Here is a 21,980-nt window from a genome sequence, read left to right as displayed (position 1 = left end):
AATAAGATAATTATTATGCAAAAAAATTTACAATAAAGGATAACGAATGAGCGAAGTAAAATCAGATATACAGATAGCTAGAGAAGCTAAAATGCAACCAATAAATGATATTTTAGCAAAGATAAATGTACCTGATGAAAGCTCTGCGTTTAGTCCTATGGGCAGACATATTGCAAAAATAAATTTAGAATATTTAGAGCAACTAAAAGACAAGCCAGATGGAAAATTAATTTTAGTCACTGCTATTACTCCAACCCCAGCAGGAGAAGGAAAAACTACAACTTCGGTTGGATTAAATGATGGTTTAAATAAAATTGGAAAAAAATCTATCGTGTGTCTTAGAGAGCCAAGCTTAGGTCCTTCTTTTGGTATGAAAGGTGGAGCAGCTGGTGGAGGTTATGCTCAAGTCGTTCCAATGGAACAAATAAATTTACATTTCACAGGTGACTTTCATGCAATTACATCTGCTCATAATTTATTATCAGCATTGATCGATAATCATATTTATTGGGGAAATAAACTGGATATCGATGTTAGAAGAATTGTTTGGAAAAGAGTTATGGACATGAATGATAGATCGTTAAGATCTATAAATATAAATTTAGGTGGTGTAGCAAATGGTTTTCCAAGAGAAGATGGATTTGATATTACAGTTGCATCAGAAATAATGGCAATCTTTTGCTTATCAAATGATTTGGAAGATTTAGAAAAAAGAATTGGAAATATAACTATTGGTTATACTAGAGATAAAAAACCAGTTTATGCGAAAGACTTAAATGCTCAAGGTCCTATGACAGTTCTTTTAAAAGAAGCTATCAGACCTAATGTTACACAAACTTTAGAAAACAATCCTGCAATTATTCATGGTGGTCCATTTGCGAATATTGCTCATGGTTGTAACTCAGTTATTGCAACAAAGACTGGTTTAAAATTAGCAGACTATGTTGTAACCGAAGCAGGATTTGGTGCTGACCTTGGTGCAGAAAAGTTTTTAGATATTAAATGTAGAAAATCAAATTTAAAACCGAGCTGTGTAGTAATTGTTGCAACTATAAGAGCTTTAAAAATGCACGGTGGTGTTGCTAAAGATGATTTAAAAAATGAAAATGTTGAAGCTTTAAAAAAAGGGTTAGTAAATTTAGAAAGACATATTCAAAATGTTAAAAAATTTGGTTTACCTGTAGCTGTAGCAGTTAATCATTTTATAAAAGATACTGATAATGAAGTAAAAGCACTTATAGATTTTTGTGATAATTTAGGTGTTAAAGCTAGTCTATGTACTCATTGGGCAAATGGTGGTGAAGGTACAAAAGAATTAGCAGCTCATGTTTCAGAATTGTGTGAAAAAGATGAAGCTAAATTTCAATTTTTATACGAAAGCAAAACACCTTTGTTTAAAAAAATAGAGACTATTGCAAAAGAAATTTATAGAGCAGATGAAGTAATCGCTGATACAAAAATTAGAGATCAACTTAAGAATTTTGAAGAAGCTGGATATGGTGATTTACCAATTTGTGTTGCAAAAACTCAATACAGTTTTTCAACAGATCCAAATCTTAAAGGAGCGCCGACAGGTCATGCTTTACCAGTGAGAGAAGTAAGGCTATCATCAGGAGCAGAGTTTATTGTGGTTATTTGTGGTGCAATCATGACTATGCCCGGATTACCTAGAGTTCCTGCAGCTGACTCTATTAAACTTAATGAAAAAGGTGAAATTGAAGGATTATTCTAAGTTAAGATAATTTAACCAATTCTCTAATTCTCTCATTCTGGAAATTTTATCTAATTTTTTATTTTCTATTTCTATATTTTTAATGTGATCATCGATATGATTTTGGTCTTCAAAAGCACCACGTTCTATAAGTCTATCTTTTCTAAAAATAATTAAGTTAATCATCTTGTTGTAAGTAATTTCTGGATGATACTGAAGGCCCCACACATCACAATTTCCAATTTTAAAATTTAAACCTTGAACGTTATTAATTGGGTTCGAAGCGAGCAGTGTTGAATTTTCTGGAAGAGTTACAACTTCATCAAAATTAAATGCTGGAGTATTAAACTTTTTATTTTTGTTTTTATATAATGGATGATTTAAACCATTTTCATTAATTTCAATATCTCTTGCAATCCCTCGGTGTGACCCCTTCTCAGCTTTTTTTACCTCACCACCAGCAGCAGTTACTGCAACTTGCATTCCCCAACAAATCGCTAGAACTTTTTTAATTTTTTTCTGACACTCTTTCATAAATTCTATTTGTCTTAAAATTTCAGGTGTCTTGTTATAAATATTTAAACTACTTCCACCCCAAATAAGACCATCATAACTTTCTAATGGATCAATATTCTCGCTTATATTTTCATCTGAAGATGGATTGACTACATCTATATTTAGTTGATCAGTAAAATGAGAAAGACTATGTTTTAAGCTTTCAGTATGAGTTTGAATACCTGCTTCTGTAAAACTTTGATTTTCCTCTTGTAAATTACCTTCTACTACCAAAATTTTCTTCATTAAAATAATTCTCCTGAAATACTTTTTTTATACATCTCTTTTAAATCTTCTTTTGTTATTTTTTTTGGATTGCCTCCTGTAGATGGATCTTCAAATGCCATTAAAGAAAGTTTTTCTAAATCAATTTCATTACAATCCATAACATCTGAAAGTTTATGAGGAATATTTAATTCTTTACGCAAATTTAATATCCATTCTAAAAAGTTTTCAAATGTACTATTTAGATTAAGATAATTACAAATAGACTTAATTCTGTTTTCAATAACTGATTTATTAAAAGTTAGAACATAAGGCATAAATATAGCGTTACTTAAACCATGATGTACATCAAACTGTGCATTTATTGGATGACTTAAAGAATGTATTGCACCAAGACCTTTTTGAAAAGCAGTAGAACCCATGCTAGATGCCGCTAACATTTCAGATCTAGCTTCTATGTTCTTACCATTTTTATAAACTTCTATTAAAGAATTTTTAATTAATCTCATACCCTCAAGTGCAATTCCATCTGCCATTGGATGAAATCCAGGTGCACAAAAAGCCTCGAGATTATGAGCAAGTGCATCCATTCCTGTTGCAGCTGTTATTCTTGGAGGAAGATCTTTGGTTAAATTTGGATCTAAAATTACAATAGAAGGTAAAATTTTTGGATGAAAAATTATTTTTTTTATTCCTGTTTCTTCATTAATGATGGCTGAAGCTCTTCCTGTTTCTGAGCCTGTTCCTGCGGTAGTTGGAACCGCTATAATTGGAGAAATTTTATTTCCATCAGCTCTTGTCCAATAATCACCTATATCTTCAAAATCCCATATAGGTCTTTTTTGACCGCACATAAAAGCTATCCCCTTTCCGACATCTAATGCACTACCTCCACCAAATGTAATTACTCCATCACAGTTTTTTTCTATATATAAAGAGACCCCTTCCATTACGTTTTTTCCAGTTGGGTTTCCTGAAAATTGTGAAAATACTTGTAAATGATCAAAGTCATTTTTTAATTTTTCAATTACTTTTGAAGTCATTGGTAGATTTAAAAGATCCTTGTCAGTTACAAAAAGTGGACTTTTAATTTTTAAGCTCAAACAAGCGTTTGAAAGATCTTCAATTTTACCTGCTCCAAACCAAATAGTAGTAGGATAATTCCAATTCATATTATTTTTATAAAAAGAATATATATATTTGATTAATTAATCACTTAAAAATTAATTATTGATTAAATCTAAATATAATGCAGCAGACCAAGAAAAATTATTAGCTCCATAAGGAGTTCCTGATTTACAACTGTAGTATTCATGAAAATCCTTTTCATGTATTAAATCCAATGTGTGTGATTTTATTTTATTAGCAAATTCTAGATCTTTTTCTAATAATCCTTTGTATAAAATCCAATTACAATTAATCCAAACAGGTCCTCTCCAATATCTTATCTCCTCAAAATATTTGCTATCAGGTTTTATTGACGAAAAGAAATATTTTTCATTCGAATTATACTTTTTTAAACTTTGAATTACCGAGTTATTTATTTCTTCATTTTTTAAATCTGCAAACAATATGAAATAATTTGTAATTGAAGGGATTTCTAATGATTGCTTATTTAAAACATCAAATGAGTAAAATGAATTATCACCTTTGTTATATAAACTAATTAATTTATTTTCAGTTTTTGTTATTTTTTTTTCAATTGAAGTACATTCAATATTATTTTTTGTAGCAATATAAACTAGATCTTTGCAAGCTTTCAAAAACAAAGAATTAAAACCTATATCAGCAACATTAAACATTGAAATATCATAGAGTTTTTCAGGATTATATTTTTCATTTCTGAACTTATTTAAAAGAGTAATGTAACAATCATAATCTCTTTTAAGCGGTCGTACGTCACTGCTTGAAACATCTAAATCTCTTCTTTTGTATTCTAGATTTTCTTCAATTAAAATTTTACTTAAAGGAAAATCCCATAAAGGTGAATTATCTGTGCCACTTTCCCAAGGATGTAATATAGAAACTAAACCAGTATCATTTGGGTCTCTAAATTTGTAAAACCATTCTAAATAATTTTTTGTTTTTTTTACTAAATTCAAAATTCTTTCCATTTCACTAGAACTAAATTCATGCTTATCCAACATTAATTTTAAAATACTTGAGACTATAGGTGGTTGAGTTATTCCAGATGATGGAATTTTATCACCACACTGCCAAGTATTATGATTTGGAAAATAATTTTCATCCTTATGATGAAATAAAATATGAGGAACCATACCATCAGACCATTGTCCCTCGAACAACTTTTCTAGCTCAACTATTGCGTATTCTTTATTAAAATAAGAATAACCAAGTGCTATATATGCTGAGTCCCAATTCCATTGTGCTGGGTATAACTTATTATTTGTAGGCAGAGTGTATCCCTCACGCCTATTATTTAATAAAATATTTTCAGCTTCTCTTTTTAACAAACTCATTAACCCTTAACGCTCCCTGATGTTAATCCACTAACTAAATATTTTTCAAAATAAACAAAAATAAATAAAATTGGTAAAGTTACAACTACTGAACCAGCCATTAAATATTGTCTTGGCGTTTCAGCTCCTACATTTAAGAACTGTATCGCTCTTGATAGTGTAAATGAGCTAGGGCTATCTAAAAACATCAGTGAAAATAAAAATTCATTCCAAGCAATCATAAATACATATAATGCTACAGAGGCAATTGCTGGTAAACTTAAAGGTAAAATGATTTTAACAATTATTCCAAACCAATTTTGTCCATCCATTATACCTGCCTCTTCAAGTTCTTTTGGTATGCTTTTGAAATATCCTTGGAGCATATAAATTGCAACTGGCAGTGTTGTGGCAGTATAAATAATTAATAATCCAAATACAGAATTTCTTAAACCTAACTGGCTAAAAACAGTGTAGAGAGGAATTACTAACACTATCGCAGGAAACATATATATAATTAAAATAGATGTAGACAAAAAGTGTTTTCCAAAAAAGTTTAATCTTGCAACTGCATAAGCTGCTGGGATCCCAAGTAACAATGTAATTATAACCGTACCTACTGAGACAATTGAACTATTAAGCATATACTTACCAAAATTATATTCAGTAAAAACTATAATATAAGATTTGAATAAAGATTTTATATTTTGTGTAAAATCGATACTGAAATCTAAAGGATTAATTAATAAAAGAGCTTGAGTTTTGAAACTTGTTACTAACATCAAGTAAAATGGGAATAAAATTACAAAAGAAAAAAAGATTATTCCAAACAAAGTTAGAAAATCAAAAAATATAATTTGTGCTGAAAAATCATAACTAAAATGTTTCTTGTTATAATTAAATAGCTTATTAACAAAAAATAATAGGATCAGAAATGTACCTATATAATGCCAAATAGGTAAAGAACTATTAATAAAATAATCAATCAATACAAACATAGATGCTAATAAAATTACTTTAAATAACTTGTTTAATTTTTCACTTAAGAAAATTGAAACAATAGAAATTATAATTCCGCTTAAAAAATAAAAATTGAAATTTAAAGTTTTAAGTTCAATTCCTTGTAATGTAGAAAGAATTTTCCAAATAGAAATTAGAGAAAATAAAAAAAATGAAGAAATTAAACTAAAAGTAATAATTGATTTAACTCTCATTGGCTCTTTTTCCTATCAGTTTAAAATAAATTAACATGAAAAATAAAAGTAATATTACAATCACCATTGATACTGCCGATCCCATACCAATATTTCCTATTGAAAACCCCTGTTCATAAACATTAATTGGAAGTGTTCTGGTACCTGATGCACCACCTGTTAATAGAAAAATATCCTCAAACTTGTTAAAATTCCAAATAAATCTAATCATAAATAAAATTGAAATCACTGCTGTAATCTGCGGCAATGTTATATTCATAAATTTGGTGTAAGGACCTGCTCCATCAATATCTGCCGCCTCATAAAGTTCTTTAGGAACTGCTTGAAGTCTTGCTAAAATAAAAAGGAAAGCCAAAGGAAAATATCTCCAGATTTCAAAAATAATAACAGTTGTTAACGCTAATCTTAATTTAAATTCAAAACCGAAAATAAAAATAGATACATACTTTTGACCTAACAAATTTATTGGCTTATCTATAATATTATAATTCAGTAGCAGGTTATTTAAAGTACCACTATTAGGATCCAATAAAAGCTCCCAAGTAAATGCCAAAGCAACGACAGGAGCTACATAGGGAAATAATAACGTACTTCTAACAAAGCTTCGACCTCTAAACTTTTGATTTACCATTTGGGCTGACAAAATTCCAAAAACAATTGCACCCAGTGTTCCAAAAAAAGTATAATAAAATGTTGTTAATAATAAATCTTTAAATTCATAGTTTGTGATTACTTTTTTAAAATTTGACAAAGTAAAATCACTTGTCAAAAGAATGTTATCTGCTTTTCCTTTTAAATTAGGTTTATTTAATTTAAATTGTTTTTTATCAATTTTTTCACCATTTTTTGTTTCAAAAAAAATTACAAATTGCTCTCTGTATTTTTTTGACCAATTACCAAAATCACACTGAACTTTATTTGATAGAAACTTGCATCTCTGATCTAAATCAATTGGTTTAACATTACTTGGGAATTTATCGTGGAATTTAACATTTCTAATATCTTGAATTAAGGAACTATTTCTTAATTTATAGATAATCTTAATTTTTGTATCTTCGTTTTTAATTGATTTGACTAATTTTTTTGCTCTTGGCTCTGGAATTCTTATATCTTTTAATTGAACTTCTTTAAAACTAATCCAAACGTTTGAAAATATTGGAAATAATACTATTGCAAATACAATTAGAACTGCTGGCAAAGTTAAAGCATAAGCAGTTCTTTTTTCTATTTTTGAAAGTGAATTACTCATAAAAAAAGCGGATAATTAATATTATCCGCTTTTTTATAAAATTAAAATTAATTGAACTGTGCTAATGCAGTATTGATCATATCAACTGCCTCATCAACATCAATTTGATCATCAATATATAATCTTGTTATTCTATTAATGAATTGAGAATTGATAACTTTAGAAGCTCTAGAAAGTTCACCTTCTTTAACTCCCCATCTGCTAGCAGTATCTAAACCAGCTACAATGTTATCGATAACATCTGCTGAATAAAGATCAGTTAATGGAGCCTTTCTATCCACTCCTACTGGAAGTTTTGACCAAGCTTTAGTATACGCAGCTGGATCACTTGCATTACCTCTTCTTACAGGAAATTTTCCTTCAGGAGCAATTGCTAAAGTTGAAGTATATCCTTCATCCATTGAATAAAGAATAAACTGTTTAGCTTCATCAGTATCTGCATCGGCTGTTATACCAAAGTATCTTACGTCTGCCCAAGCAGCACCTTTTTTATTGTTCGGTCCACTAAAGTTTGTAATGAAACCAGTTTTTGATGCTAACTCACTTGAAGTTGGATCGTCATTTATTGTTGGAGGAGCAGAGTCTCTTAAACCTGCTAACTCATCCATAATAAATGGAGACCAGATAATCATTGGAGTTTTACCTGCAAAATATAGTTCTCTAGATTGTTTCCAGTATAATTCACCTTCTGGACTAGCTTTTGCAATTGTTTTGTAAAACTCTAAAGCTTTTTTAAGTTTGTTTCCTTGTTTTTTGATACCACCTTTTTTAACTACGTTAACTCCATTAGCCAACAATACATGTTCTAAAACCTGACTCATAAAGTTTTCGTCCGTTTTTGTAGCAGCAACAAATCCAAACATATCATTTGATGATAGTGTTTCTATTGCTTTAGTGATATATGCATAACTAGTTGGTGGCTCTAAACCAGCTTTCTCAAAAAGATCTTTTCTATAAACGATCATTTGAGTCCAACCATCAACTGGAACAGCAGCAATTTTTGATCCTTGCTTAGCCATATTTAAAGCACCAGGTGCAAAAGTTTTCTTACCTAATTCTTTAACAACATCATTGTTAGCATCAACATCTAAAATTCCTGCTTCAGCCCATGGCAATACATATTGTAGTGTATGATAAATTACATCAGGTAAATCACCTGCTGCAGCTGCAGCTGTTGCTCTTTTACCTAATTCTTTTTCATCGATTGGAATAACTTCAACTGCAATACCAGTTTTTGCTTCAAAGGCTTTGGCCATATCTTCTTGCTTCGCCATTCTTGCTGGTTGAGTTTCAGTTGTCCAAAACTTGATATCTGCAAAAGCAACATTGTTTATAAAAAATGTTACAGCAGATAATAATATTAAAGTTTTTTTAAACATAATTACCTCTTGTTAATTATTTTTTTTTAAACCTTAATATTTTTTAGAAAAAATTTCTTATGCAATAGTGTCATCCCTGTTATGGGGTAATTTTAAAAACTATAAAAAAAAACCTTTATTTAAAGGCTAAATTATTGCTGTCGAATAAATGGCATTTGCTCAGATCAAACCCCAAACTAAGACTATCTCCAACGTTGACTTTACTGGCACCATCAGTTTGGACTACTAATGGCTCCCCCTCTTTTTCTAGATATAAAAAAGTAGATGAACCTAATTTTTCAATCACGAATACCTTACTCTCCCAACATTTTTCACCACTATTTATTAAGATATGCTCAGGTCTGATACCAATTTTTACGTTATCTCCAGGTGAAACTTTATCTGAAGTTTTTGGAACAATAATTTTTCCTTGTCCTGAAATTTCAACTTCTGTTCCAGAATTATTGGAACTTATAACTTTAGAATTAATAAAGTTCATCTTTGGAGAACCAATAAATCCACCTACAAACAAATTTTCAGGTTCGTTGTAAAGTTTTAAAGGTGATCCTTTTTGAGAAACAATACCTTGATCTAATACAACTATATCATCTGCAAGTGTCATTGCTTCTGTTTGATCGTGTGTAACATAAATCATCGTCGCATTTAATTGATCATGTAATTTAGCCAATTCTACTCTCATCTGAACTCTTAAAGCTGCATCTAGATTAGACAAAGGTTCATCAAACAAAAATACTTTTGGTTTTCTTGTAATGGCTCTACCAATTGCAACTCTTTGTCTTTGTCCTCCTGACAATTGCTTTGGTTTTCTCTCTAAGTATTCTTCAATTTGAAGAATTTTAGCAGCTTCCATAACCCTTTCTGTAATTTCTTCTTTAGATTTTTTTTCAATCTTTAATCCAAAAGCCATGTTATCAAAAACAGTCATATGTGGATACAATGCGTAAGATTGAAATACCATTGCGATATTTCTTTCTTTAGGAGGAAGATCATTCACAACTTGTCCATCTATTGAAATTGTTCCTGAGTTGATCTCCTCTAAGCCTGCAATCATTCTTAACATTGTTGATTTACCACATCCGCTTGGTCCAACTAATACAGTGAAAGATTCACTTTTAATATCTAGAGACACATCTTTGATCACATGTGTAGATCCAAAAGATTTATTTATGTTCGAAATATTTATCTCAGCCATCTTAAATTAATATTTATATTGTATTTTTAGTTTATTTTTGATTATATTTATTTAGCATATTTATAAACTGGAGAAAACACAATGAGCAAAATTGCAATTATTGGAGCAGGACCCTGTGGTCTATCAATGTTAAGAGCATTCGAACACTTAGAAAATAAAGGTGAAAAAATTCCTGAAATAGTTTGTTTTGAAAAACAAGAAGATTGGGGAGGTTTGTGGAACTATAATTGGAGAACAGGTAGTGACCAATATGGAGATCCAGTTCATAATAGTATGTATAGATATTTATGGTCAAATGGGCCTAAAGAATGTTTAGAGTTTGCTGATTATTCTTTTGATGAACATTTTGGACAACCAATTCCTTCTTTTCCGCCAAGAGAAGTTTTGCAAGATTATATTCTTGGAAGAGTAAGCAAAGGCAAAATTAAAAATAAAATAAAACTAAACACAAGAGTTACAAATATAACTTTCAGCAATGAAAAATTTGAAATAACCTATCAAGACAAAGTTAAAGATGAAATTTCAAAAGATACATTTGATTATTTAGTTGTTTCTACTGGTCATTTCTCAGTTCCTTTCATTCCTGAATATAAAGGAATGAATTCTTTTCCAGGAAGAATAATGCACTCACATGATTTTAGAGATGCCGAGGAATTTAGAGGAAAAGATGTGATAGTTTTAGGAAGCAGTTATTCAGCTGAGGATGTTGCTCTGCAGTGTAATAAATACGGGGCTAAAAGTGTAACTATTGGATATCGAAATGCACCTATGGGATTTAAATGGCCTAAAGGTATGAAAGAAGTTCATTATCTAGATAGATTGGAAGGAAAAAAAGCAATTTTTAAAGATGGTACTGAACAAGATGCAGATGCAATAATCTTGTGCACAGGTTACTTGCATCATTTTCCATTTTTAGATGAAAGTATTAAGTTAAAAACACATAACAGATTATATCCGCCGAAATTATATAAAGGAGTTGTTTGGCAAGATAATCACAAACTTTTATATCTTGGTATGCAAGACCAATTCCATACTTTTAATATGTTTGATTGCCAAGCTTGGTTTGCAAGAGATGTAATTATGGGAAAAATTAAAATGCCAAGTGCCGATGAAATTAATAAAGATATCAATAAATGGGTTGCTATGGAGGAAAAATTAGAAAACCCAGATCAAATGATTGATTTTCAAACTGAGTACACAAAAGAACTTCATGATATGTCTGATTATCCAAAAATAGATTTTGAATTAATCAGAAAACATTTCAAAGAATGGGAACATCATAAAGTAGAAGATATCTTAACTTACAGAAACAAATCATTTTCATCGCCTGTCACAGGTTCTGTTGCACCTATACACCACACTCCATGGGAAACTGCAATGGACGACTCGATGAAGACATTTTTAAATAAATAATTAATAGTTAACTTTTAATTTTTTATTTTTTGTGATTGCACTTAATAGTGCATGCATAAGTGGTATTTTATTTTTATTAATTTTTTTCAATATATAGGGTGCTATCTCTCTAGCAAGATCTGCGCCCTCAACTGTATCATTTTGCATAAATTTATTTTTTGCAACTTTAAAGGTAAAACCTTTTCCTAAATATTCACCCATTTTACTGTTTCTACCTCCAACAGCACTAACATATAAGTCGCCCACTCCAGCTAACCCATGAACTGTTTCTTTTTTACCTCTGAAATATTTTATTAAATATTCCATTTCATCTAATGATTTTCTAAATAAAGCTGAAGCAGTATTTTCACCTTCGCCCGATCCAATAATCATTGAATATATATTTTTAATTGCAGATGAAAATTCAACACCTTTTACATCACTTGAATATTCTGTTTTGTAATATTTAGTTGAGATTAATTTTCCTATATTTTTTGCAATATTAATATTCTTGTTTGCTATCACGGTGTAACTTTTGATTTTTTTTGCTAACTCTTTTGCCAAACAAGGTCCTTTTAAAACTGAAATATTTAAATTTTGATTTCCTTTGTTTAGCTGCTCAGACATAGTAATAATTTTTTTATTATTTCGATCATATTTAAGACCCTTGGTCAAAATGAGAATAGAAACTTTTCTCTTTATATTTTTTAAATGCTTTCTAACCATTTCAATTCCAATAGAACTTACTGCAACAACAACTAAGTCCCATTTTTCATTAAGTAAGTCTGATGAAAATTTTTTGACAGAAACTCTTTTAGATAACTTAAGTTTTAATGCTGGATGAAATTTTTTTTTGGTTATTAATTTATTTAAGAGATCTTTACTGTAAGGCTCGGTTAAAGTTACTTTATGATTATTATCAGCAAGGGGAAAAGTGAATGCAGCACCCATTGCGCCAGCTCCTATTATTAAAACTTTTTTCATAAGACTAGTTACGCTAAAGTTTTTTTAATTGCTAGTTTCCATCCTGCTAAAAGTTCATTTCTTAATGTTTTTTTAATATTTGGTGAAAAAACACGATCTTTTTTCCACATATTTTTGATTTGATTTAAAGTTTTATATTCTCCTATTTGAAGTCCAGCTAATAAAGCTACACCCAAAGCAGTTGTCTCTAATATTTTTGGTCTAACAACTTTTAAATTAATAATGTCAGCTAAAAATTGTGTGAACCAATTATTTGCAACCATTCCACCATCTACCTTAACTATTCTTGGTTTCAAACCATCTTTATTCATTGAATCAAACAAATCAAAACTTTGATAACCAACTGATTCTACTGTTGCTCTCACTATACTTTTCCAATCACTATCTCTTGTTAGTCCTGTAATTACTCCTCTAGCATCTGGTCTCCAATAAGGTGCTCCCATTCCACTAAAAGCTGGTACAACAAAAACACCGTCATTAATTTTAGATGATTTTGAAATCTTTTCAGTTTCAGGTGCTTTTTTGATCAATTTTACTTTATCTCTTAGCCATTGTACTCCTGCACCAGCTATAAAAATTGAACCTTCTAAGGCGTAAGTATTTTTATTATTTAATCGATAACAAATAGTAGTCAGTAATTTATTTTTTGAATTAATTTTCTTTGGACCGGTATTCATAATAACAAACGCACCAGTACCATACGTGCTTTTTATAGATCCTTTTTCAAAACAAGTTTGTCCAAATGCTGCTGCTTGCTGATCACCAAGAACTGCAGAAATTGAAATTTCAACTCCTGTAATTTTTTTGTCTGTTTTTCCAAAATTATCTGCTGAGTTTTTAACTTCTGGTAAAATTTTTTGTGGAATATTTAGTTTTTTTAAAATTTCTTTGTCCCATTTATTATTATTGATATTATACAGCATTGTTCGGCTTGCATTAGATGCTTCAGTTAAATGCTGCTTACCTTTTGTTAATTTCCAAATCAAAAATGTATCTACAGTCCCAAATAATAAATCATTTGAACTAAGAAGTTTTTTTGAAATTTTAACATTGTCTAAGATCCATTTAATTTTAGTTGCTGAAAAATATGGATCTATAAATAATCCAGTTTTATTTCTAAATGAATTTTCATAATTTTTTTTCTTAAGTAATTTACAGTAGTCTTGAGTTCTTCTATCTTGCCATACAATCGCATTATAAATTGGCTTTCCTGTTTTTTTATTCCATAGAATTGTGGTTTCCCTTTGATTTGTAATTCCAATTGTAAGTATGTGACCTTTTAATTTTTTTGCTTTATTTATAACTTGTTTTAAAGCTCTAAGTGTTGTGGACCAGATTTCATTCGGATTATGTTCTACCCATCCATTTTTTGGAAAATATTGTTTAAATTCATATTGTGAAACAAAAACAATATTACCTTTTGTATCAAATAAAATTACTCTTGAAGATGTTGTTCCTTGATCGATAGAAATAATAAATTTTTTCAACGGACTAAGCTATACCTAAGTGTTTTTTTCTTTTCTCAACCCAAGTTCTAATTAAATTATCAAAAATCAATCCTATGAAAGCAACACAGATACCTAAAGTTAAGCCTATTCCAGCTCCGTTTTTATCTGACAATGCCTTTAAAATGTACTGACCAAGATCTTCTGTTCCAATAAAAGCTCCGATAATGACCATAAATAAAGCAAATACGATTGTTTGATTTATCCCAAGCATCATATGTGGGAAAGCTAATGGAAATTCAATCTTAGTTAATCTTTGAAATTTATTAACGCCAGACATCGTTGCTGCTTCATGCAAACCAGCAGGTACACTTCTTAACCCTTCAATAGTATATCTGGTTGCTGGAATTGTAGCGTAAACAATTACAGCAATTAATACTGAAGTATCTGTAATTCCAAACAGCATCATTACAGGAATTAGGTATACAAATGATGGGAAAGTTTGAAAAATATCACAAACCCCTAACATAAATGCTGCAGACTTTTTGTTTTGAAAACATAAAGTTCCAACCGTAAAGCCTATTAAACAAGAAACGACTACTCCAAAAGTTGCCATGTACAATGTAACCAATGCTCTATCCCACCAAGGACTTAATGCTATAAATAAAGTTAAAGCAGCAACAACTAATGCTGATCTAATTCCTCCAATTAAATAACCAGCACCTACAGCTAACACTAAAGTAGCAACAGCTGGCATTCTTAAATATAAAGCTCTCATTGGTTGAAGCACTTCTGTAATTAACCATGTATTAAATGCTTTTATATAAACAAAAAATGTATCAAAAATCCAATCTACACCTTTATTCCAAAAATCAGCTGTTGAAAATCCTTTGTTATGTGGAACTTCAAATAAATAATTAAATGTATCTTTAAAAATAAATGTTCCGATATAAGCAAGAATAGCTCCAACAATTATTGATCCACCAAAAAATATAATATTTTTATTTCTTTGGAAGAAAGTAAGATTGCCGAAATAATCTTGTTGTTGATTTGCCCACGCTAATGACATTTTATCTAATAGAATTGCAATCAAACTAATACATAAACCTGCTTCAAGAGCTAACCCGATGTTAAGTTGGTTTAAAGCAAGCAATAGATTAAATCCTAATCCTTTAGCACCAATAAACGCAGAGATTACCGCCATTGAAAAGCAAACCATTATCACTTGGTTAACTCCAATTAAGATATCCCTCCTTGCAGTTGGGATAAGAACTTTGGTCATTAACTGCCAATTTGTACAACCACTCATTCTTCCTGCTTCGATGACTTCTGGAGGAACTGCTCGTAGTCCAAGAATAGTTAATAAAATCATTGGAGGTACTGCTACTACCATTGTAATTATTACAGCTGCATGATCACCAACACCGAACAAAACAAGGGCAGGAACTAATACTGCGTATTGAGGCATTGTTTGCATCACTAAAAGAATTGGATACAAAGCATTTTCAACTCTTTTACTTTTGTAAGCAGCAATACCTAAACTGATACCGAATGCAAATGACAGAGGAACAGCTACTAATATAAAAGAAAGTGTTTGCATTGAAGGTTTCCACTGACCAAAGATTGAAATATAGACCATTGTTAAACCTGCAAATAAAGCAAGTCCTATACCACTCAGTTTATATGCAAGTATTGTCGCTCCGGCTGCAACGATAGTCCAAGGTAAACCTGGTAATTCTAACCAAGGATAAGCATCAATAAAATCCCAGCTAGTGAATGCTACTATAGTTTCTAATCCACCAAGCAAAATTTCTCTAATCAACTCAATCAAAAACGTCATAAAAGACGTTAAATTTCTACTAATTTCTAATAACAGTGGTCTCGTTTTAAACTCTTGAGTATCTTCATTCCAAAACTCCATTGGCATCCACTCATTCATCAAGAAAAATAAAGTGTCGTTTATCCAAATGGGCAACCAACCAAGTAAAGGTGGTAATCTCCAAAACACATCGAAAGCATAATATCGGACTTCTTTACCTAGAAAAAAATAAACACTTTGGTTAGGATCTTTTACAAATTCTGCTTGGCCTCTTATAAATTTATAAGTTTCAGGAACATCTATTGCAAAACATAGAGCAAAAAATACAACCAGCAAAAATATCCATTGAAACAACTTTGGGTATTTTTTTAAATATTCCATGGTTTAGCTACTATTTTTTCTTCCTCCAAAAACTGTATCAATGATTGTTGAAGGTTTTATTGAACCAATAATATTGTTATTAGAGTCAACCACTCCTACAATTTTTTCTTGGGTAAGAATTTTTTCTGCAACATTTTCGATAATGTCGTCTTTTGAAACTTTTATATCTCCTAAATTATCTTTATTTGAACTATCCATTACATCTTCAATGACTAAAACTTTTTCTCTTGGAACTTCTTCAGTAAATTTTCTTACATATTCTGTAGCTGGATTTAAAACAATGTTGGCAGGTGTATCTAACTGTTCTATAATGCCATCTTTCATGATCGCAATTCGATCAGCTAATTTTAAAGCCTCGTCAAAATCATGAGTAATAAACATAATTGTTTTTTGTAATTTTTCTTGCAATCTTAAAAACTCGTCTTGCATTTCTTTTCTTATTAGTGGGTCTAATGCTGAAAACGGTTCATCTAAAAACCAAATATCAGGTTCCACTGCTAAAGATCGAGCAATCCCAACTCTTTGTTGTTGACCTCCTGAAAGCTCTCTTGGAAAATAATTTTCTCTTCCATCAAGTCCAACTAGTTTAACCATTTCCATTGCTCTACTAATACTATCCTCAGTCTTAATACCCTTTATCTGAAGTGGGAAAGCAATATTTTCTACAACCGTTTTGTGAGGCAACAAGGCAAAGCTTTGGAAAACCATTCCCATTTTATTTCTTCTAAGCTCAATTAATTCTTTATTATTCAATTGAAGTAGATCTTGACCTTCTATGAAAATTTTTCCTCCAGTTGCGTCTGTTAATCTTGAAATACATCTTAGTAATGTTGATTTACCTGAACCAGATAAACCCATTACTACTAGCATTTCTCCTTTTGAAACTTCAAACGAAGCGTTGTTAACTCCAACTATGCAGCCGTTTTCTTGAAATGTTTTTGCATCTACATTACCGTTAGATTCTTCAAGCATTTTTTTGGCATTCTCACCAAAAATTTTATAAACTGACTCACACTTAATAACGGTCTCAGACATAAATCTTCTCAAAGTTATATGAAATTCAATAAAATTTAAATGTTAATTATTATAACCTTTCATCATTAAAAATTCTTAATATAGTAAACTCTAGTATCAATACCTGTACTTAAAAAACTCAAAGCTTCTCCACTAACAGTAATAGTTTCATCTACCCCAACATTGTTTCCACTTACCGTAAAACCTGCATAACACTTGCCTTTTTCTTGATCCCATTTGACAAAAGTTTCATCAATTTTATTTCCGTTTATTGTATAAATCTCGTGTGCTCTAAAATTTAAAAAATTAGCACCCATAATTGCTCGTTGTGGAATTAATTTCGTAGCTTTACATACTTGCTCATATACCTCATCAGTTAATCTATAGTGGTCAGTTCCATCGAAGGATACTAAAATTCCTGAAGGTAATTTAGATATTAATTCACTTAGTTTTCTTTCTTCAGCAATTCTTTGTTCTTCCAATTTCATTTTTTCTACAAGCTCGTCTCCCCCTCCAAATATTCCATTTAAAACAGCAAAAAAAGCTATCACTATTGCAGTAACAATAACTAAACCAATAAATTGCTTTGTTGAATTTGAATTGTCCTCAGTTTTATTTAAACTATTTTCGTTCGACATTACTCTTGTAACTTTCCGTTTATCCAAGTACCTGATTTTTGTTTACCGTCTGCCCAAGTAAATGTTCCTTGTCCATTCATGAAACCGTTGGACCATTCACCTTCATAAGTAGATCCATCAGGAAAAGTTAAAATTCCTTTTCCACTCCATTGACTATTTTTAAATTCACCTTTGTAAATATATCCGTTAGGCCATGTCTCAACTCCTTGACCTTCTTTTTTTGTTGCAACCCACTCACCTTCATAAGTTGTCTTGTCGGTATAAATCCATTTGCCAAAACCATTTTCACAGTTTCCTTCTTTGCATCCTGTACTTCGAGCAAATGCAGATGAGTTAATTAAAGAAATTAAAAATATGAAAATTAGAAATTTTTTCATTTTGTCACTTTACACAAATTAGAATAAAAAAAAATCCCCCCCAAACAAGTTGGGGGAGATTTTAATTTTTTTAACTTTTACCCTTATTTAGTAAAAGGTTTCCAAACTGACTCGTTGTCAGCTAACCATTTTTTAGCTGCATCTTCGTGAGTCATTTTATCAACATCAACTAAAGCTGCCATTGCACCAATATGACTTGTTGAGAATGACATCTTTTTAAATGCTGCTGCTGCATCTGGGTGAGTTTTTGGGAAATCCTCATGAACAGCTTTTTTCAAGTATCCATCAGGAGAACCACATTTACCATCACCACCATCTTCTGGTCTGCAACCTGCTGTGTATGGAGGGAAGTCAATAAATGTAAAACCAGCACCATCTGTAAAGTTTGGTGTCCAGTTAAAGATTATAGTTCCTCTTCCTTCTTTTTCAGCAGCTGCTAATTCAGCCCAAAGTGCATCTGCACCTCCAGCAAATTTAACCCACCAAAGATCACCTAAACCTAAAGCTTCAACTCTTTGCGGAATTAAATCACCATGCCAACTTTGAGGTCCTTCCAACATTCTTCCTTTCCCATCTGGAGAGTCAGGTGTTGTAAAGTTTTTAGCACAGTCTGGATTTTTTAAAGCTGTCCAATCTGGTAGACCTGGGCACAAACCTTTTTCAACAACCCAGTTTGGGTAACCCATATCTTCAAGAGTTCTTGCCTCATGATCACCCCAGTCAAGTAAACCACCTTTATCTAGAGCAGTAGTAAATGACTTACCGAATGCAGACTCCCATACTTCGTGAGAAATAGTTACGTCTCCAATTCTTATTGATTCATAAACTGCTTGTGAGTCAGCGTTTACATATTTTACGTTGTTACCCATGCTTTCAAAAATTCCACCAATAACGTAAGCCATTACAATTTGAGATGACCAGTTATGAGTTGGTATTACGATGGGCTTTTTGCTATCAGCGTTAGAAATTCCTGAGAAACTTACTACAGAAATAACTAGAGCAGATAATAATGACATTATTTTTTTCATTTTTTTCCCCTCTATTAATATTAATATTAACACTTTATGTTAAAACGAATAGCTAGGTAAAGAATTATTAGTTCTAAAAAATATATATATATTTAATCAATAAAAATGGTGATAAAAAATATATCAATATTAAAAAATTTTAAAAATGTTTGGAACAAGTAAAGACATTAAAAATCCTGGACTAAATATTTTACCACCTGGAGTTGAACGACATATTGTAAATGGTGGCGCTCTTACTGCTTTTCAAATTTTTCCAGATGATGAAATAGAAATAATCAACGATGAAGGAAATCAAATTTGTGAAATAATTTGTTTTAATAAAGATGGAAAGTCAGAATTAGGAATTTTAAATTTAAGAGAAAACAGTCAAAAAAATTTCATAAGAGACATTTTATATGGAAAAGATGAAACAATCTTAGCAACAAATTATCAATTAAAAAAAAGAAACTTAAATATAAAAGAGTCTAAATCATCAATAGTTTTTGATCTTGATACAAAAGCTGATGAAAAGATTAAACTTAAGTCAAAAGATAAATGTTATGCAATCTTTGCTGCACCAGGTGAGGATATGGACGTTACCAAACAAAATCCACCAACAGATTTAACTATTTTTATTAAAAGAGCGAAAGTTATAAATGATAAAGAGTTGAGTGTTATACCTGATCCAGTTTTTGAACCACTTTATGAAGAAAACATAGATAAAGAAACTTCAACATCATATCAGGTTAAAGAAGGAGATTACATTCAAGTTATAAGTCCTACTGGAAGACAATGTTCAGACTTTGTAGCATTTGATACAAAAAAATTAGAAAAAGGAATAGAAAAAGGATTGGATTGGCAAACAACTAGAACTTTTATGGGAAATACTTTTCCTGGTCCTGGATTACATTCAAAATTTTATGATACTGATCATGAACCCTTAGTAGAGGTAATAAGAGATACAGTTGGTAAGCATGATACTTTTAATCTTGCATGTACTTCAAAATATTATGAAGATGCTGGTTATTTTGGTCATCCTAATTGCTCTGATAATTTAACTGAGAGTATGTCTAAATATGGAGTTCAAAAACAAAAGGGATGGCATGCAATTAATTTATTTTTTAATACATCAGCTGCTGGATTAAATTCAGTAATATCTGATGAATCTTATTCTAGACCTGGTGATTATGTAATGTTTAGAGCATTAAAAGATTTAACAATCGGTACTACGGCTTGTCCTAGCGATATTGATGCTTGTAATTCATGGAATCCTACTGAAATTTTTGTTAGAACTTACGATAAAAATAAGGAATTTAGAAAATCTTTTGCTTTTCGAATGAAAACAGATTCAGAAAAAAAACTAACTAGAAATTCAGGTTTTCACGAACGTACATCTCAACTTACAAGAAATTTTGTTGATGCAAGAGGTTTTTGGCTTCCAAATGATTATACAAAACACGGAATAGTAAATGAATATAATGCCTGCAGAAACGATGCGGTATTAATTGATTTATCTTCACTTAGAAAATTTGAAATAATAGGTCCGGATGCTGAGGAATTATTAAACTACACACTTACCAGAAACATTAAAAAATTATCAGTTGGCCAAGTTGTATATTCTGCAATGTGTTATGAAAATGGAATGATGTTTGATGATGGAACATTATTAAGATTAAGTGAAACAGGATTTAGATGGATATGTGGTGATGAGTATGATGGAGAATGGTTAAAAGAAATAGCGAAGAAAAAAAATTTTAATGCGAATGTTAAAAATTCAACCGACCAAATTAGTAATGTTTCTATACAAGGTCCAAAAAGTAGAGATATTTTAAAAAAGATAATTTTTACACCACCCACTCAACCATCTATTGATGAACTTGGTTGGTTTAGATTTACAATTTGTAGAATAGAAGAATTACAAGGTATTCCACTAGTTGTTTCTAGAACTGGTTATACAGGTGAGCTTGGTTATGAAGTATGGTGTCATCCAAACCATGCTCCTGAAGTTTGGGATAAATTAATGGAAGCAGGAAAAGATGACGGTTTAATTCCTGCTGGTTTTGCTGCTCTTGATAAGCTTAGAATAGAAGCTGGATTAATTTTATTTGGAAATGAATTTGATGGTCAACAAGATCCCTTTGAAGCAGGGATAGGTTTTGCGGTTCCTTTGAAAACTAAAGAAGAAGACTTCATTGGTAAAGAAGAATTAATTAAAAGAAAAAACAATCCTCAAAAAAAATTAGTTGGCTTAGAATTGATTGGAAAAGAAATTGCAGGTCATGGTGATTGTGTTCATATTGGTAGAGCTCAAGTGGGCATTGTTACAAGTGGATGTCTATCATCAACTCTAAATAAAAATGTAGCTCTTTGCAGAATAGATGCTCAATATTCAGAAATTGGAACAGAAGTTGAAATTGGAAAAATAGATGGTCACCAAAAAAGAATTAGTGCAAAAGTCGTAGGATTTCCATTCTATGATCCAACTAAATCAAGAGTAAGATCTTAGAAAATGCCAAAAGAAAAAAAGACCCTTTTAGATTTTTGGGAAGAACAAATGAAACAGTCCCATACCTCTAGTAATTATTTTTTTAGAAAGTCACCTTCTCACTATCACATGATGTTATTAGTTATGTCAGCTTTTAAAGAAGGAACAAAATTATCTGTTGAAGAATTAAAAACAAAATTATTTAAAACATCTAGGCCAAAATCAGCATTAATAATTACAGAGGCATGTGAAAAAGGATTCTTTAAACTGGAAAAAACTTCAACTGACCAGCGAATTAAAAATATAGTCCCAAGCGACTCGTTTATTAAAGAGTTTAATGACTATTTAGATACGCTCAAAAACATTAGTTATTAAATAAATTTTGATAACTGAAAAAAATATCTAATTTTTATATATAAAATTTACTTCTATAAATAATTATATTAATTGCTCG

The 21,980-nt window shown here is 30.7% G+C and carries 18 protein-coding genes; 4 read left to right on the top strand and 14 right to left on the bottom strand.

The features are described from left to right. Positions 1 to 46: 46 nt before the first annotated feature. A complete protein-coding gene (locus tag ACTTBK_RS00855; protein ID WP_440614111.1) occupies positions 47 to 1,732 on the top strand; it encodes a formate--tetrahydrofolate ligase in 1,686 nt (561 codons plus the stop codon). On the opposite strand, the gene ACTTBK_RS00850 is transcribed toward ACTTBK_RS00855, so the two are convergent. The 7 genes from ACTTBK_RS00850 to ACTTBK_RS00820 form a co-directional block, all read right to left on the bottom strand. Next, positions 1,724 to 2,512, bottom strand: coding sequence for a type 1 glutamine amidotransferase (locus ACTTBK_RS00850; RefSeq protein WP_440618174.1), 789 nt, complete (start codon positions 2,510 to 2,512; stop codon positions 1,724 to 1,726). The two genes, ACTTBK_RS00855 and ACTTBK_RS00850, sit on opposite strands and share 9 nt — an antisense overlap. Further along, positions 2,512 to 3,663 (bottom strand): iron-containing alcohol dehydrogenase, encoded by a 1,152-nt coding sequence (locus ACTTBK_RS00845; protein ID WP_440618173.1) that lies wholly within the window; start codon positions 3,661 to 3,663, stop codon positions 2,512 to 2,514. Before ACTTBK_RS00845 ends, ACTTBK_RS00850 begins: the two co-directional genes overlap by 1 nt. Before the next feature lie 51 nt (positions 3,664 to 3,714). Beyond that, positions 3,715 to 4,971: an MGH1-like glycoside hydrolase domain-containing protein gene (locus ACTTBK_RS00840; RefSeq protein WP_440618172.1), complete on the bottom strand. Its 1,257-nt coding sequence runs from the start codon at positions 4,969 to 4,971 to the stop codon at positions 3,715 to 3,717. Beyond that, positions 4,971 to 6,164, bottom strand: coding sequence for a carbohydrate ABC transporter permease (locus ACTTBK_RS00835; RefSeq protein WP_440618171.1), 1,194 nt, complete (start codon positions 6,162 to 6,164; stop codon positions 4,971 to 4,973). The genes ACTTBK_RS00840 and ACTTBK_RS00835 overlap by 1 nt, the downstream gene beginning before the upstream one ends. Then, the gene (locus ACTTBK_RS00830) at positions 6,154 to 7,413 is read right to left on the bottom strand and encodes a carbohydrate ABC transporter permease (protein WP_440618170.1); all 1,260 of its coding nucleotides are present in this window, start codon (positions 7,411 to 7,413) and stop codon (positions 6,154 to 6,156) included. The genes ACTTBK_RS00835 and ACTTBK_RS00830 overlap by 11 nt, the downstream gene beginning before the upstream one ends. Positions 7,414 to 7,460: 47 nt before the next feature. Beyond that, complete coding sequence (locus ACTTBK_RS00825) at positions 7,461 to 8,792, bottom strand: ABC transporter substrate-binding protein (RefSeq protein ID WP_440618169.1); 1,332 nt, start codon at positions 8,790 to 8,792, stop codon at positions 7,461 to 7,463. Positions 8,793 to 8,907: 115 nt separating this feature from the next. Beyond that, entirely contained in the window at positions 8,908 to 9,984 is a 1,077-nt protein-coding gene (locus ACTTBK_RS00820; protein WP_262590405.1) for an ABC transporter ATP-binding protein, read from the bottom strand. 81 nt (positions 9,985 to 10,065) lie between these two features. Here ACTTBK_RS00820 and ACTTBK_RS00815 point away from each other — a divergent pair, with 81 nt between their 5' ends. After that, complete coding sequence (locus tag ACTTBK_RS00815; protein WP_440618168.1) at positions 10,066 to 11,397, top strand: NAD(P)-binding domain-containing protein; 1,332 nt, start codon at positions 10,066 to 10,068, stop codon at positions 11,395 to 11,397. Here ACTTBK_RS00815 and ACTTBK_RS00810 read toward each other — a convergent pair whose 3' ends face one another. The 7 genes from ACTTBK_RS00810 to ACTTBK_RS00780 all read right to left on the bottom strand — a co-directional run bounded on the left by ACTTBK_RS00810 (position 11,398) and on the right by ACTTBK_RS00780 (position 19,062). Then, positions 11,398 to 12,360, bottom strand: a complete 963-nt coding sequence (locus ACTTBK_RS00810; protein WP_440618167.1) for a 2-dehydropantoate 2-reductase N-terminal domain-containing protein — start codon at positions 12,358 to 12,360, stop codon at positions 11,398 to 11,400. Between the two features lie 8 nt (positions 12,361 to 12,368). Beyond that, positions 12,369 to 13,847 carry a glycerol kinase GlpK gene (gene glpK / locus ACTTBK_RS00805; protein WP_440618166.1) on the bottom strand — a complete coding sequence of 493 codons (1,479 nt, stop codon included), beginning with the start codon at positions 13,845 to 13,847 and terminating at the stop codon, positions 12,369 to 12,371. Between the two features lie 4 nt (positions 13,848 to 13,851). Beyond that, on the bottom strand, positions 13,852 to 16,005 hold the full coding sequence (locus tag ACTTBK_RS00800) for an ABC transporter permease (protein WP_440618165.1): 2,154 nt from the start codon (positions 16,003 to 16,005) through the stop codon (positions 13,852 to 13,854). 3 nt (positions 16,006 to 16,008) lie between these two features. Further along, positions 16,009 to 17,040, bottom strand: coding sequence for a quaternary amine ABC transporter ATP-binding protein (locus tag ACTTBK_RS00795; RefSeq protein ID WP_440614094.1), 1,032 nt, complete (start codon positions 17,038 to 17,040; stop codon positions 16,009 to 16,011). Positions 17,041 to 17,105: 65 nt separating this feature from the next. Then, positions 17,106 to 17,657, bottom strand: a complete 552-nt coding sequence (locus ACTTBK_RS00790; protein WP_440618164.1) for a hypothetical protein — start codon at positions 17,655 to 17,657, stop codon at positions 17,106 to 17,108. Next, positions 17,657 to 18,034 carry an MORN repeat-containing protein gene (locus tag ACTTBK_RS00785; RefSeq protein ID WP_440618163.1) on the bottom strand — a complete coding sequence of 126 codons (378 nt, stop codon included), beginning with the start codon at positions 18,032 to 18,034 and terminating at the stop codon, positions 17,657 to 17,659. The genes ACTTBK_RS00790 and ACTTBK_RS00785 overlap by 1 nt, the downstream gene beginning before the upstream one ends. An 83-nt stretch (positions 18,035 to 18,117) precedes the next feature. Next, positions 18,118 to 19,062, bottom strand: coding sequence for an ABC transporter substrate-binding protein (locus ACTTBK_RS00780; protein ID WP_262590397.1), 945 nt, complete (start codon positions 19,060 to 19,062; stop codon positions 18,118 to 18,120). Positions 19,063 to 19,207: 145 nt separating this feature from the next. On the opposite strand from ACTTBK_RS00780, the gene gcvT reads away from it, so the two are divergent. Both gcvT and ACTTBK_RS00770 read left to right on the top strand, forming a co-directional pair. Then, positions 19,208 to 21,547 (top strand): glycine cleavage system aminomethyltransferase GcvT, encoded by a 2,340-nt coding sequence (gcvT, locus tag ACTTBK_RS00775; RefSeq protein ID WP_440618162.1) that lies wholly within the window; start codon positions 19,208 to 19,210, stop codon positions 21,545 to 21,547. Positions 21,548 to 21,550: 3 nt separating this feature from the next. After that, positions 21,551 to 21,901 carry a hypothetical protein gene (locus ACTTBK_RS00770; RefSeq protein ID WP_440618161.1) on the top strand — a complete coding sequence of 117 codons (351 nt, stop codon included), beginning with the start codon at positions 21,551 to 21,553 and terminating at the stop codon, positions 21,899 to 21,901. The last annotated feature ends 79 nt before the right edge of the window (positions 21,902 to 21,980 follow it).

Source organism: Candidatus Pelagibacter sp. HIMB1493 (assembly GCF_052047995.1).
GTDB lineage: Bacteria > Pseudomonadota > Alphaproteobacteria > Pelagibacterales > Pelagibacteraceae > Pelagibacter.
This window is presented reverse-complemented; position numbering and strand designations above follow the sequence as displayed.

Excerpts from the sequence above, each read along its gene's own strand:
- ACTTBK_RS00855 (WP_440614111.1), top strand. The coding sequence starts at position 47 with ATGAGCGAAGTAAAATCAGATATACAGATAGCTAGAGAAGCTAAAATG.
- ACTTBK_RS00850 (WP_440618174.1), bottom strand. The coding sequence starts at position 2,512 with ATGAAGAAAATTTTGGTAGTAGAAGGTAATTTACAAGAGGAAAATCAA.
- ACTTBK_RS00845 (WP_440618173.1), bottom strand. The coding sequence starts at position 3,663 with ATGAATTGGAATTATCCTACTACTATTTGGTTTGGAGCAGGTAAAATT.
- ACTTBK_RS00840 (WP_440618172.1), bottom strand. The coding sequence starts at position 4,971 with ATGAGTTTGTTAAAAAGAGAAGCTGAAAATATTTTATTAAATAATAGG.
- ACTTBK_RS00835 (WP_440618171.1), bottom strand. The coding sequence starts at position 6,164 with ATGAGAGTTAAATCAATTATTACTTTTAGTTTAATTTCTTCATTTTTT.
- ACTTBK_RS00830 (WP_440618170.1), bottom strand. The coding sequence starts at position 7,413 with ATGAGTAATTCACTTTCAAAAATAGAAAAAAGAACTGCTTATGCTTTA.
- ACTTBK_RS00825 (WP_440618169.1), bottom strand. The coding sequence starts at position 8,792 with ATGTTTAAAAAAACTTTAATATTATTATCTGCTGTAACATTTTTTATA.
- ACTTBK_RS00820 (WP_262590405.1), bottom strand. The coding sequence starts at position 9,984 with ATGGCTGAGATAAATATTTCGAACATAAATAAATCTTTTGGATCTACA.
- ACTTBK_RS00815 (WP_440618168.1), top strand. The coding sequence starts at position 10,066 with ATGAGCAAAATTGCAATTATTGGAGCAGGACCCTGTGGTCTATCAATG.
- ACTTBK_RS00810 (WP_440618167.1), bottom strand. The coding sequence starts at position 12,360 with ATGAAAAAAGTTTTAATAATAGGAGCTGGCGCAATGGGTGCTGCATTC.
- ACTTBK_RS00800 (WP_440618165.1), bottom strand. The coding sequence starts at position 16,005 with ATGGAATATTTAAAAAAATACCCAAAGTTGTTTCAATGGATATTTTTG.
- ACTTBK_RS00795 (WP_440614094.1), bottom strand. The coding sequence starts at position 17,040 with ATGTCTGAGACCGTTATTAAGTGTGAGTCAGTTTATAAAATTTTTGGT.
- ACTTBK_RS00790 (WP_440618164.1), bottom strand. The coding sequence starts at position 17,657 with ATGTCGAACGAAAATAGTTTAAATAAAACTGAGGACAATTCAAATTCA.
- ACTTBK_RS00785 (WP_440618163.1), bottom strand. The coding sequence starts at position 18,034 with ATGAAAAAATTTCTAATTTTCATATTTTTAATTTCTTTAATTAACTCA.
- ACTTBK_RS00780 (WP_262590397.1), bottom strand. The coding sequence starts at position 19,062 with ATGAAAAAAATAATGTCATTATTATCTGCTCTAGTTATTTCTGTAGTA.
- gcvT (WP_440618162.1), top strand. The coding sequence starts at position 19,208 with ATGTTTGGAACAAGTAAAGACATTAAAAATCCTGGACTAAATATTTTA.
- ACTTBK_RS00770 (WP_440618161.1), top strand. The coding sequence starts at position 21,551 with ATGCCAAAAGAAAAAAAGACCCTTTTAGATTTTTGGGAAGAACAAATG.